This window comes from Streptomyces sp. NPDC052012 (assembly GCF_040689265.1).
Lineage (GTDB): Bacteria > Actinomycetota > Actinomycetes > Streptomycetales > Streptomycetaceae > Streptomyces.
Window position 1 is genome coordinate 89,627 of sequence record NZ_JBFAXA010000026.1, and the last position, 12,330, is coordinate 101,956.

Consider the following 12,330-nt stretch of genomic DNA (forward strand, 5'->3'; position numbering starts at 1 on the left):
ATCACGAGTTAGGTCTTGCTGGATGATCCTCACCGCCCCGAGCCGCCGCACTGTGCTGCGCGCCGGCGGCTACTGCCTCGCCGCGGCCGGGCTTGCCACCACGGCCGCCCACTGGGACCGGCTCACCGCCTCCGACATCCCGGGCCGCGACGGCTCGATGCTCACGGTCGCCATTCTCGGATCCGCGATCGACCCCAGCCAGCAGAGTGTTCTCGTCGAGGACTTCCAGCGACTGCACCCGGACATCAAGGTCCGCCTGCTGGCCGTGCAGTCCACCGACTGGAACGACTTCTTCTCGAAGATCCTCACGCAGATCGCCGCCGGGACCGCGCCGGACGTGGTCTATGTCGCCACCGAGGGCGTGCAGTTGTTCGCGAAGCGGCTCGGCGTCGCTCTCGACGCATGGGTGCGACGCGACGCCGACGAGCTGCGCGAGTACTTCGCCGACGTCCACCCCTCGCTCGTCGAGTCGATGATGTACGAGGGTTCGCTGTACCAGCTGCCCCTGGAGTTCAACGCCGCGAACATGTACCTCAGCACCAAGGTGCTCGACCGTACCCGCACCCGGCTCCCGCCCGCGGACTGGACGCGCGACGACTTCACGGCTCTGCTGCGCGACATGAAGCGGTCCGGCGGGCGCGGTTTCACCCCGTTCTTCTGGACGAACCGCCTGTGGGGCGGCGTCGTGCCCTGGCTCTTCGCCAACGGCACGAACGTCCTCACGGAGTCCAAGGCCCCCGGCGGCGACTGGCTGTGGGACCGCTTCTACCCGGCGCGTGAGCGGCGCGGGCGCGGCGGCGGCTTCCGCTGGACGAACTCGCAGGCGCTCGACGACCGGGTCGAGGAGGTCTACGACTATCTGGCCTCCCTCGTCCACGACGGCCTGTGCTCACGGCCCGAGGGCGGCAGCGGCACGAACCTGATCGGCGCGTTCTCCACCGGCCGCGTCGGTGCCACCCCCGCGGGCGGCTTCTGGGCGGGCGGGCTGCACGAGGCAGGCGTCGAACGGGACGCGTACGACGCCCAGTTCTTCCCGCGCTGGCGCACACAGCGCCACCAGTACGGCGCGGCCGGGTACGCGATCCTGCGTACCTCGAAGCGGCAGGAAGAAGCCTGGGAGTTCGTGAAGTACGCGGTCCGCAAGGACGTGATGACGCGGCTCTTCGAGAAGAACCAGACCACTCCGGCGCGCCGTTCGATGCTGACCGCCGAGCGCTACGCGACGACGGGCCCGGCCCACTGGGACATCTTCTACGACACCCTCGACCGCTTCCCGGCCTCCGGGCCGATCCCGGCCCCGCCACAGGTCGCCGCCGTCGAACTCGCCCTCACCAAGCACACCGCGACGGCGCTCGGCAGCGCCGGCCGTGTGAAGCCCGCGCTGCGGGCGCTGCACCGCGACCTCGAACGCGCCCTGGAGCGTGACACATGAGCACCACCCCTGCCGTTGCCCGAGCCACCGCAGCGCCGCTGCGCCACAGGGCCCTGACGTGGCTGTTCCTGGCGCCGACGGTGCTCGGCGTCGTCGTCTTCACGGTCGTGCCGATCGTGGGCTCGGTGATCCTGTCCTTCTTCCACTGGGACGTGATCGACCCGCCGACCTCCGCGGGCCTGTCCAACTACCGTGAGCTGGCGTCGGACTCGTCGATTCTGACCGCCTTCGGCAACACGCTGTTGTTCATGGTGCTCGCCGTGACGCTCCAGCTGACGATCGCGCTCGTGCTGGCGCTCGCGCTCCAGGGGCGGATGCCGCGCTGGATCCAGCAGGCACTGCGCTCGGCGTTCTTCTTCCCGCTGGTGCTGTCCGCCGCGTCGATCTCGGTCGTCATGAAGTACCTGTTCAACCAGGACTTCGGTGTCGTGAACTGGGTGCTCGGGCAGTTCGGTGCGCCGGCCGTACCGTGGCTGACGTCCGAGGGCTGGGCCATGCTGGCGGTCGTTCTCGTCTATGTGTGGCAGCAGTTCGGGTTCTCGTTCCTGCTGTTCGTCGGCGGGCTCGCGAACATCCCGCGCGAACTGCACGAGGCGGCCGCGGTGGACGGCGCGACGGGCCTGCGCAAGCACCTGCGCATCACGCTCCCGCTGCTGTCCCCCACCCTCCTCGTCGCCTCGGTCGTCGGCGTGATCAACGCACTGCAGGTCTTCGAGCAGCCGTACGTGCTCACCGACGGCGGGCCCGGCGACTCGACGCGCACCGCGGTGATGGTGCTGTACCAGACCGCCTTCGAACAGCTGCGGTTCGGTGAGGCGTCGGCGGTGGGCGTGGTCCTGTTCGCGCTCATCCTCGGCGTCACCGCGCTCCAGTTCCGCCTCAGCCGCCGCTTCGTGCACTACCAGTGAGAGGGCTCTTCCACGATGACCTCCGTGTCGTACTCCTCCTCGTCCCCGGCCGCGCCCGGCCGGCTGCGCGAGCGGGCCGGAGCGCTGACCGCGCGCCGGCTCGGCACCGCTGCGCGCGTGGCGGGCCTGTGCGTCGTCGCGCTGCTCACCGTCGGCCCGGTGCTGTGGACGGTGTCCACCTCACTGCGCTCCCCCGCCGAGTCCTTCGACCTGCCGCCGAAGATCCTGCCGACGGGCGGCACCCTCTCCTCCTACCGGCAGGTCTTCGACCAGCTGGACATCTGGCTCCTTGCCCTCAACTCCGCTCTGGTGACCGGCCTGATCGCCGTCGGCCAGATGATCACGGCGGGGCTGGCCGGCTACGCGTTCGCCCGCCTGGACTTCCGCTTCAAGCGGCCGCTGTTCGGCCTGGTCCTCGCCACGATGATGGTGCCGGTCCAGGTAACGATCGTGCCGGTGTTCCTGATCCTCAAGGGCATGGGCCTGACCGACACCCTGCTCGCGCTGATCGTGCCCGCCGTGCCGACCGCGTTCGGTACCTTCCTGATGCGCCAGTACTTCATGACGATGCCGAAGGAGCTGGGCGAGGCCGCGATGATCGACGGGGCCGGGCCGTGGCGCGTGTTCCGCTCGGTCTACGCGCCCTTGGCCACCCCGGGTCTGGCGATCGTCGGGGTCCTGGCCTTCAACTACCACTGGAACGAGTTCTTCCGGCCGCTGATCCTGGAGACCAGCAACCAGAACTTCACGATGCCGCTGGGGCTCGTGTCCCTGCAGGGCAATCTCGGCACCGGGTCGATCTCCGTGGTCCTGGCGGGAGTTGTGCTGTCGATGATCCCGGCGGTGGCGGTGTTCGTGATCGGACAGCGGCCGCTGCGGGAGGGGATCACCTCGTCGGGTCTGAAGGGGTGAGCGGCTCAAGGGCAGGCTGCCCGGTTGAAGGACCACGGGCGCATGGGCGGCCCACTGGAAGGTCTGTGTTCCAGAGGGCCGCTTCGCACGCGGGACACGGATTCTTGTCACTCGTCCCCCTGGGCGAGCGTGAGCATCGCCTCGGTGACCTCGTCGATGGCCGCAGCGGGGATCGCGGTGGCGGCCTCCTCGAGGACGAGCAGCCGTGCCCCGGGGATCTCGCGCGCGATCGCCTCACCGTTGCCGACGGGGAAGAACCGGTTGCGGTGACCGTGGACGACGAGCGTGGGGATCTTGATCTCGGGCAGTCGCTCGCGCCAGCGGGGTGTGCAGTCGAGCCTGGAAAACACCATGCCCATCTGGTTGGCCATCTGGACCGGGGGTGCGGTGCCGGGCGTGCGGTCCCAGACGCGCGCAGCGGTTGCGCGTGCGGCGACGGGGTCGTCGCCGAGGATCTCCGCACCGGCGGCGGCGAACTCCGCGACCGCCGCGCGGTCGGTCCAATCGGGCATCGGACGCGCGAACAGCCGCCTCATCGTCGCCCGGTCATGGTCGGGAAGGTCGTCGTCGGGCGGGCCGGGGGCGACAGCACGGGTGCCGACCAGGGTGAGCGCCGAGAACGCGCCCGGATGGTCGAGCACGGCCACTTGGGCGACCATCCCGCCGACGCCGATCCCCGCGAGGTGCGCCGGCCTCCCTCCGAGCGCGTCGGCAAGGGCCGCCGCGTCGGCGGCGAGGTCGCGCAGGGTGTAGGCGGGCGCCTGCGGATCCGCCGTCGTCGACTCCCCGCAGTCGCGCAGGTCGTAGCGCACCACACGGCGCCCTCCGGCGGCGAGGCGCTCGCACAGCGCGTCGGGCCAGGAGAGCATCGTCGGCCCGCCCACGAGCAGGGTGAGGGGCGCGTCGTCGTCACCGAACGACTCGATGCCCAAGGCGATGTCAACGTTGATTCGAGTCATGCCAGGGCAGACCCGATCCGCCGCCCAAAGTCATCGCTCATGCGGCCGGACCTGACGGGCCGCGGGAAGGCCGGCCCCGAGATCGACACCGGGCGGCGCATCGGCTCGGCCGACAGCGAGACAGGGGCGCAGGCCACGGGGCGTGGCCCTCAGGCGGTCGCCGAGCAGCCTGCGCAGCCTCCGTATGCTCCCCGTCATGAGATTTTTCCGGCCGCGCGGCCGAACCGACGCCCAACGAATGACGGGGACGCCTGTGGCTGAGGCCAAGTCCCTCTACGAAGCCGGGCGTTACGCCGAGGCGGAAGCCGAAGCCCGCGCCGTGGCCCGATCGCGGCCACGCGACGACGAGTACACAGCCGTGGCGCTGAACATCGCCGCGATCGCGACGGGCGCCCAAGGCCGCCACGCCGAGGCAGTCGCCACCTACGACGAAGCACTGCCTGCCTTCAGCCGGATATTCGGAGCCGATCACTGGCTGACCCTGAAGCTGCGCTCGGACCGCGCCCAGCAGATGATCTCGCTCGGTCGCCACGCCGAGTGCGAGGCAGAGTGCGCAGCCGTCGCCGAGGCCGCGGGCCGCGGTACCGGCCCGGAAATGTCCCTCCTGGCAGCGGCCGCCCGCAATGGGCTGGTCTTCGCCCTCAATGCGCAGGGCCGGTACCAGGAGGCCGAGGCACTCGCACGCGAGGCCCTGGCCGCCCATCGCGAACGTGACCGGGCGTCCCTCGTCCTGCGACTCGGCCTGGCCCGCAGCCTCAACGGCCAAGCCCGCCACGAAGACGCCCTCACCGAGGCGCAGAGTGCCGAGAGGCTCTACCGCGCTCTGCCCGAGTACCAGCGCCATCCGGATACGGGCGCCGTCGAACTGGCCCTTGCTACTGCCCTGTCGGGGCTGGGCCGTGTACGCGACGCCCGTCGCCAGGCCGCAGCCGCTCACGACGCCTGCCTGGCGTCCTTCGGCGCGGACCACCGCCGCACCGTCGAAGCCCGGACGCTGCTCGAGCACATCGACGGCTCCCGACCGTAGCGCCCCCGCTCGGGGCGAGCCCAAGACGCGCCCCGGGCAGGCTCATCCAGCTGTCGCAACACGCCGAACGGAGAGGTCAGTGCGCCATGGATGCGCTCTTGACGGCGTCCGGCACGCAAGGCTTGGTGAACATTGCCAGAAACCGGCAATGCGCGGAGGACCCGTGCCGCTGCACCATGAGCAGCGGGGAGCACGGAAGGGGGGCCGGCCATGGGAATGCTTCTCGCCGCCGCCACGGGCATGCCGACGATCCTGTTCACCGCGGGCCTGGGGGTGGTCGTGTGCTTCTGGCTGCTGGTCGCCGTCGGCCGTGCCACACCGCGCGCCTTCGACGCGGACGTCGATCTGGAGGCGTTGGGCATGGGCGGAGTACCGGTGGCGGTCGTTCTCTCGCTGCTGACGGCGATTGCCTGGGTCCTCGGCACGAGTGCGGCGCTGCTGCTGGCCGCGCACGGTCCCTCCGGGGTGGCGGGCGGCCTGCTGCGTCTGTCGGCGTCCGCTGCCGCACTGCTGCTGTCCTGGCGGCTGACCCGTCTCGTCGTACCGCGGCTGGGCCGCCTCTTCCGTGAACGTGCGGGTCGTGGCAGGACCGAGCGGGACACCGCGTTCGTCTGACGGGACGGCACCTTCTTCCGCAAGTCAGCATCGCCTATCCGGTGACCACGTCCTGGGAGCTGAGCCCTGCCAAGACGCCGACTTCCCAGGCGATGCCTGTCACACCGCCCCCGCCGAGCACAAGAGCCCGCGAGAGGGACTGAGCCGGATGCGCCATGGGACGACTCCTCACTTCATGGAACTATCCGGAACCTGTTCATGATCCTCCCTCTGGGGATGCGTCACACTGCTTCGCCCCCTGCCCCCACGCGTCTCCGCCCCCCAGCCGGCCGGTCGACCGGCGGGCGGACCTCCGCATCCGCCCGCAGCGGCACGAAAGCCCGACCCGCGTAACCGCTTCAGCACACGCAACCGCCCATGAGGCGGCCGTGAACAAGCGGACCACCGCCATCGCAGCCTCGCCGCCGGACTGCTGGGAGTCACGGCCTGCGGCCCGAGAACCGCGCCCCCGTCGCGGTGGGGCTGTTGCGCGGATGACGGCGAACTCTTCGCAACTACCTGGCAGAACGACCGGTTCGGATGGATTCGCGTCACAGATCAGGCACAGCACCTTCACGCTGCCTTCACAGCGGCGCATCATGCCCCCCAGCGCCTACGCACCTGGGGGACACATGGCCTACGAACCGACCCTGCCCGGCTTCCCGCCGCCCGGGCCCCCGCCGGCCCCGAGGAAGTCCCGCACCAACGCCATCATCATCTGCGCGGCTGCCGCCGTCATCGCCACGGTCGTCATCACCGGCGTGGTCGTCGTGCAGGCGACGGATGACGACAACAAACCCGCCATCGCAACGGCTGAGTCCAGCACGCCGGAAGACGCCGCCGAGCCCGCCGCCGAGGAGCCCGAGCCGGAGCCGACTTACGCTGAGCTCGACGCCTCGGACTTCACGATCGAGCTGCGCACCACCCGGCGGCAGTGCTTCGGGTCGGCGGGCTGCAACCTGACGGTCGAGCCGGAGCTGTCATACACGGGGATCGAGGACATCGACCCGGACGCGGTGTACGAGATCACCTACGAGATCAGGGGTGACGAGGACGGGCCGGTCATCGAGACGGCGGAACTGTCGGATCAGACGACGTTGAACTTCACCCAGTCGCTGGTCAGTACGGCTTCGGCGAGCACGGAGGTCTCCGCGGAGGTCACGGACGTGGTGGCCCGCGCCTACTGACGGGTGCGCAGCGGCCCCCCACCAGTGGTCCGGGTGGGGCCTCGTCATGGCGTAGGGGCCGGCGTGCATCTCGTCAGCGCAGCGCAGTCAGGACTCAGTCAGTGGCCGGGATGCACAGGTCGAAGCTGTACTCGGCGGTGCATTCCGTCACGCTGGGCACCACTCCGGCCCCGCGGACCAGCTGGAAGACGGACACCACCGCGAGCAGCGCCAGCAGCAGGACCACGTTCCGGGCCGGCCGGGAAGCGTTCGCCCGGGAGTCGTTCACCCCGGAGCCGTCCGTCGCGGAACCGGTCGCCCGGGCAGTGAAGCGGGCCGCGCTGTACAGCCGGATCAGGCAGCCGATTCCGATGATGCCGGCGAGCAGGGCCGGCACGCTGAAGTAGGTGTACGACGTGATCTCCCCGTCCACCTCCGTGGACGATCTGACGCCGAGGCCGACGACCAATGGAATGATCGCGACGCACAGGATCGTGTAGATCGTCTTCTTCGTGTCGGTCACTGCTCCCCCTGCTGATCCGGCTACCGCGACGACCGCGTGCGCGGGTCCTGGCCCGCGCCGTGGACTTACGTGACGGAGATCGTGCGCGCCGGCGCTTGGACCGGGCTGCAACCCCGTTCCCAGTCGTCTCCCAGCAGCCACGGGGTGCCGGCCCCCGGGCGGTCAGTCCAGCAGGCCGCCCAACCACAGGACCAGCACGCCGGCCGTGAACAGCACCGTGCTCGCGGGCCAGGCCCAGGCCCACCGCGCCCTCAGGCTCGCGGAGCCCGCGACACGCGCGCCCACCAGGCACAGGAGCGCCACGGCCAGCGCCGCCAGGGCGGAGCCGGCGAGCAGCAGCCGCATGCCGATCCCTCCGCTGTCCGGGAGCACCACACCGACCAGCAGCCCCACCCCCAGCGCCAGGCATACCGCGCCCACCACGCCGAGGAGGGCACGCACCGCGATCCGGAGACCGGTTCGGCGCTGAAGTGCCGTAGCCGTGGGCGGCGTCGACGGTCCGGGCGGGGCCGCCTGCGGCGTACCGCGCATGACGGCGACCGCCTCCTGCGCCTCCCACTCCTGCCGCACCGGGTGCCTCTTGGGCAGATCGCGGTACTCCAGCAGGCCGGCGCGGATCGCCAACAGGTCGCGCTCCAGCGGCGCCTGCCGGTCCTGGCCCTTCAGACTGCGCCTGCCCCGCGCCCGCAGCAGAGCCGGCTGCCCTCCGCCGGGGGGAGACAGCACGCCCCCGAAGCGCGGGTCCCCCGCGAACCACGCCGGGACGGGGCCGGCGGAGCCGACCGCGGCGACCAGCTCCCGCGGATGGACCAGGGCCCGGATCGACGAGCCCTCCCGGCCCGGGCCGGGCACGCCGTGCCGCCAGGTCCGCCCGGGGTCCGCCGGGTCCGTCAGCCGGAAGGAGGGCCACCCTCCGTCCCCCTCGGCGGCCCCGTCCCCGTCGGCCGCCCCGTTCCGCTCGGGCAGGACCTCCACGAGGCAGCGCTGCCACGGGTAGTGCTCCAGGACCAGCCGCGCGCGGCGGGCGTTGGCGGACGCGTGGCGGCAGTTCCACCAGTGACCGGGCACCACGATGAGCACTGTGGAGATGGCCAACCCCAGCGTCAGCGGCCAGAGGCCGGTCGTCACCTGCAACACCGTCAGGACCACCGCCAGCAGCGCGTACCAGCCGAGGTGACGCGCGTAGTGCAGGGACCGTGAGCGGGTCCAGGCTCGACGGGTGAGCGGGTGCGCGAAGGCCGCACCCGTGCCGTGCGGCAAGGACGGCGATCCGGCGCCGCCGTCCCCGTCGCCGACGCCGACACCCTCACGCTCGCCCTCGCCCCGGTGCGTGCTCGGCTCCATCGTGTTTCCCCCATGTCCGCGGCCCGTTCCGTACGGGCCACCGTCTTGCCGCCGCCGGCCGGCGACGGGCGCATCGCTACAGGTCGGCGGGCGAGGAGCTGTCCCGGTAGGGCCGGCGGTCCGCGCCCGCGCCGTCGTACTCCCCGCGGCCGGCCGCCAAGCCGGTGAGCAGCCCGGTCACCTCGGCCGGCGACATCCGTCCTCCCCGGTCCAGACAGCGGGCCAGGTCGCACGGCTCCAGCGCCTCGCGGACCTGGGCGCTCTGCCGGGCGCCGTCGACCGGGTCCATGAGCATCGGCGAGAAGCCCACGCGCGCACCGCGCTCCTGAACGACCCCCAGCAGCACGGCCCCTTCCTCGGCGTGCCCGGTCAGCGCCAGGGCGGCGGCGGTCGTGTGGGCGATCACCAGCCAGCCGGTGACGTCCTGGTCCTCCTCCAGGTCCCGCAGGGTCGCGAGGCCCGTCGTGAGCGCCTGCTCGGCCCGGCCCAGGTCGAGGTCGCTCTTCATGACCAGCCAGGACGACGAGGCCTGCACGAAGCGGTGCCCACATGCGACGGCCAGGGTGATGGAGTGGGTCAGCACCCCGCGGGCACGCTCGCCCTCCCCGTCGATGCGCAGCAGCATGCCGAGCACCATGAGGGCCTCGGCCTCCAGCCAGGGCTCCCCCGAGATCCGCGCCAGCTCCACCGCCGCCTCGGCACGCCGCGCGGTGCCCGGCGTGCCGCCCATCCCCTCGAACAGCGCCCGGTACGACAGTCCCTGGGCCTCGATCACCGTGTCGCCCGCGTCGCGGGCGTGCCGGGCGGCGTCCGTGGCGGCCCGCGCGGCCGTGGCGAAGTCGCCCTTGAGGTAGTTGAGCGCGCTCGTCGCGATCAGGGCGCGCGCCCGCGGGCCGGGCATGCCCTCCGGGGTGAGTTCGAGGGCGGCGCTCAGCCAGCCGAGTCCCTCGGCGACATGGCCGCTGCGGTACCAGAACCGCATCAGCGCGCCACCGAGTTGAAGCGCGTAGGCACCGTCGCGGGCCAGCAGCGCCGAGGTGAACGCCACCCGGATCTCCGGCTGGTCTCGCGTGGTCTGCTCGGTGGCACGGGCGGCGTGCGGGCCCTCCATCCAGCGGGCGGCGGCGGCAGCGCGGGCCAGCACCCAGGACCGGTGCGCGGCCTGGGCGGCGGCGAGTTCGGCGGGGTCGGCCTGCTTGCGGCCGTACTCCTTGAGCGTCTCCAGCATGCGGTAGCGGCGCGGGGTGGTGCCGGTCTCGGCGGTGACCAGCGACTTGCGGACCAGGGCGGCCAGTTCGGCGAGGACCGGCCTGCCGCAGATCGCGGTGGCGGCGTCCAGGTCGAAGGAGCCGGCGAAGACGCTGAGGCGGTGGAACGTCTCCCGCTCCGGGCGCTCCAGCATCCGGTAGCTCCACTCCATGGCGGCCCGCAGCGCCCGGTGCCGCGCCGGTCCGGTACCCGGCCCGCCGACCAGCACGGAGAACCGGTCGTTGAGGGCCGTGGATATCTGCTCGAGCGACAGCATGCGGCACTGCGCGGCGGCCAGTTCGATGGCCAGCGGCAGGCCGTCCAGCTCCTGGCAGATCCGCTCGGCCACCTCCGCGTCGCTCTCCTCGGGGACCCAGCCGGGCGTGACGGCGCGGGCCCTTGCGAGGAAGAGTTCGCCGCCCGCCCCGGCGGTCAGCGGCGGCACCTCGTAGACCGCCTCGCCGGTGATGCCCAGCGGCTCGCGGCTGGTGACGAGCACGCGCAGCCCGCCGCAGCGGGAGAGCAGCTGCGCGACGATCCCGGCCGCGGCCTGGAGCAGATGCTCGCAGTTGTCCAGGACCAGCAGCGTCCTGCGCTCGCCCAGCACCTCCGCCAGGCGGGCCGCGCTCGCCCCGTCGCGGATGCCGAGCGCGTCGGCGATGCTCACGGCGACCAGCTGCGGATCGGGCTCCTCCAGGTCCGCCAGCTCCACCAGCCAGGGCCCGTCCTCGTCGGTGCGGGCGTGCGCCACCTCCAGCATCAGCCGGGTCTTGCCGATGCCGCCCGGTCCCGTCAGCGTCACCAGCCGGTGCTGCTGGAGCAGCAGGGCGACGCGCTCGCGTTCCTCCTGTCGCCCGACGAGTCCGGTCAGCGCGAACGGCAGGTTCCGGCCCCGCGAGGGACCGGCCGCGGCGGCGCCGTAGGCGAGGTCGGTGTCCGGGGCGGGGACGGGCGGCGCGGCGGTCTCGTCCTGGGCCAGCACCGCCGCCTCCAGCCGGCGCAGCGAGGGGCCGGGGTCGATGCCCAGTTCCTCGGCGAGCATGCGGCGGGCGGTGCGCAGCGCTGCCAGCGCGTCGGCCTGGCGGCCCGACCGGTACAGGGCCAGGGTGAGCAGTTCCCAGCCGCGCTCGCTCAAGGGCTCCTCGGCGGTGTGCTTCTCCAGGTCGCCGATCACCGCGGCGTGCCGTCCGCGGGCGAGTTCCGCGGCGAAGAGGTCCTCCTGGGCGGACAGGCGCAGGCCGTGCAGCCGGGCGGTCTCGGGCGCGGCGAAGGCGTGCCCCTCGAACTCGGCGTACGCCGTTCCCCGCCACAGGGCGAGGGCCTCGCCCAGCACGGTGGCGGCCTGCTCGGGGTCACCGCCGCGCAGCAGTTCCTCGCCGCGTGCCGCCAGCTGGGTGAAGCGCTCCGCGTCCAGGGCGTGCCGACTGATCCGCAGGGCGTAGCCGATGTGCTCGCGGACGAGGACGCCCGCGGTCTGGCCGGCCTCGCGGCCGGGCTCCAGGGCCCTGCGCAGCGCGGCGACGTACGAGTGGAGGGTGGCCGGGGAAGGGGGGCGCCGCTCGTCCCAGGCCTGGGCGATCAGCGCCTCCTGGGTGACCAGCCGGCCCCGGGCGGCCACCAGCACGGCGAGCACCGCACGCTGCCGCGGTCCGCCGAGTGCCACTTCCCGCCCGTCCACCGTGGCCGTCATGGGACCCAGAACACCGATGCGGAGCCCTTCTGACATGCCCCACCCCCTCTCGTGGCAGGCAAGCGTGCCAGACCAGTCGTATACGCCGGAAACGGCGTCGCTATCCGGACACGCACGGAGATGGGACGGTGGTTCCCCCTGTTCGGGCTCGCGTCGGGCCGGGGGGTGATGGCGGGCGGCAACTGCGGTCCCGCGAGCGGCCGGTGGAGGTGCACGACGGACGGGGCCGGTGGAGGTGCACGACGGACGGGGCCGCTGGAAGGCGCGGCTGGGGAATCGCTGGGAGCCTGCTGGGAACAGGACCCTCCGTTTCCGGGGTCGTCTCCCAGCGTTCTCCCAGAGCCGGCCCGCATCCTCGGGGCACGGCGCGGCGCCGCACTTCGAGCCCTAGGGGGTGTCCGCAAAGTCGCGTCGTCCGCCCGAAGGGCGGGGCCTGCGGCGTCCGGTGCGTGCTCTCGGCGTGCCGGGCGGACATCCGCGTACTGGTTGTACTCGGGTGTCCGCCCGGTGCGGCGAGAGTGCGTGCC

The 12,330-nt window shown here is 72.3% G+C and carries 10 protein-coding genes; 6 read left to right on the forward strand and 4 right to left on the reverse strand.

What is annotated here, in order from left to right; all coding sequences use genetic code 11:
• The first annotated feature begins 22 nt into the window (after positions 1–22).
• The 3 genes from AB0412_RS30345 to AB0412_RS30355 all read left to right on the forward strand — a co-directional run bounded on the left by AB0412_RS30345 (position 23) and on the right by AB0412_RS30355 (position 3,252).
• Positions 23–1,432: an extracellular solute-binding protein gene (locus AB0412_RS30345; protein ID WP_366405790.1), complete on the forward strand. Its 1,410-nt coding sequence runs from the start codon at positions 23–25 to the stop codon at positions 1,430–1,432.
• Positions 1,429–2,340, forward strand: a complete 912-nt coding sequence (locus tag AB0412_RS30350) for a sugar ABC transporter permease (protein ID WP_366405791.1) — start codon at positions 1,429–1,431, stop codon at positions 2,338–2,340. The genes AB0412_RS30345 and AB0412_RS30350 overlap by 4 nt, the downstream gene beginning before the upstream one ends.
• Positions 2,341–2,403: 63 nt before the next feature.
• Entirely contained in the window at positions 2,404–3,252 is an 849-nt protein-coding gene (locus AB0412_RS30355; protein ID WP_366405814.1) for a carbohydrate ABC transporter permease, read from the forward strand.
• 107 nt (positions 3,253–3,359) lie between these two features.
• Here AB0412_RS30355 and AB0412_RS30360 read toward each other — a convergent pair whose 3' ends face one another.
• The gene (locus tag AB0412_RS30360) at positions 3,360–4,211 is read right to left on the reverse strand and encodes an alpha/beta hydrolase (RefSeq protein ID WP_366405792.1); all 852 of its coding nucleotides are present in this window, start codon (positions 4,209–4,211) and stop codon (positions 3,360–3,362) included.
• Positions 4,212–4,449: 238 nt separating this feature from the next.
• Between AB0412_RS30360 and AB0412_RS30365 the strand changes: the two genes are divergently transcribed.
• From AB0412_RS30365 to AB0412_RS30375, 3 genes are all read left to right on the forward strand, one after another.
• A complete protein-coding gene (locus AB0412_RS30365; protein WP_366405815.1) occupies positions 4,450–5,238 on the forward strand; it encodes a tetratricopeptide repeat protein in 789 nt (262 codons plus the stop codon).
• Between the two features lie 210 nt (positions 5,239–5,448).
• Entirely contained in the window at positions 5,449–5,853 is a 405-nt protein-coding gene (locus AB0412_RS30370; protein WP_366405793.1) for a hypothetical protein, read from the forward strand.
• 611 nt (positions 5,854–6,464) lie between these two features.
• Positions 6,465–7,019 (forward strand): hypothetical protein, encoded by a 555-nt coding sequence (locus AB0412_RS30375; RefSeq protein WP_366405794.1) that lies wholly within the window; start codon positions 6,465–6,467, stop codon positions 7,017–7,019.
• Positions 7,020–7,113: 94 nt separating this feature from the next.
• Here AB0412_RS30375 and AB0412_RS30380 read toward each other — a convergent pair whose 3' ends face one another.
• The 3 genes from AB0412_RS30380 to AB0412_RS30390 all read right to left on the reverse strand — a co-directional run bounded on the left by AB0412_RS30380 (position 7,114) and on the right by AB0412_RS30390 (position 11,839).
• Positions 7,114–7,521, reverse strand: coding sequence for a hypothetical protein (locus tag AB0412_RS30380; protein WP_366405795.1), 408 nt, complete (start codon positions 7,519–7,521; stop codon positions 7,114–7,116).
• 162 nt (positions 7,522–7,683) lie between these two features.
• Entirely contained in the window at positions 7,684–8,865 is a 1,182-nt protein-coding gene (locus AB0412_RS30385; RefSeq protein WP_366405796.1) for a hypothetical protein, read from the reverse strand.
• A gap of 76 nt (positions 8,866–8,941) precedes the next feature.
• Positions 8,942–11,839 carry a BTAD domain-containing putative transcriptional regulator gene (locus tag AB0412_RS30390; protein WP_366405797.1) on the reverse strand — a complete coding sequence of 966 codons (2,898 nt, stop codon included), beginning with the start codon at positions 11,837–11,839 and terminating at the stop codon, positions 8,942–8,944.
• Positions 11,840–12,330 lie beyond the last annotated feature (491 nt).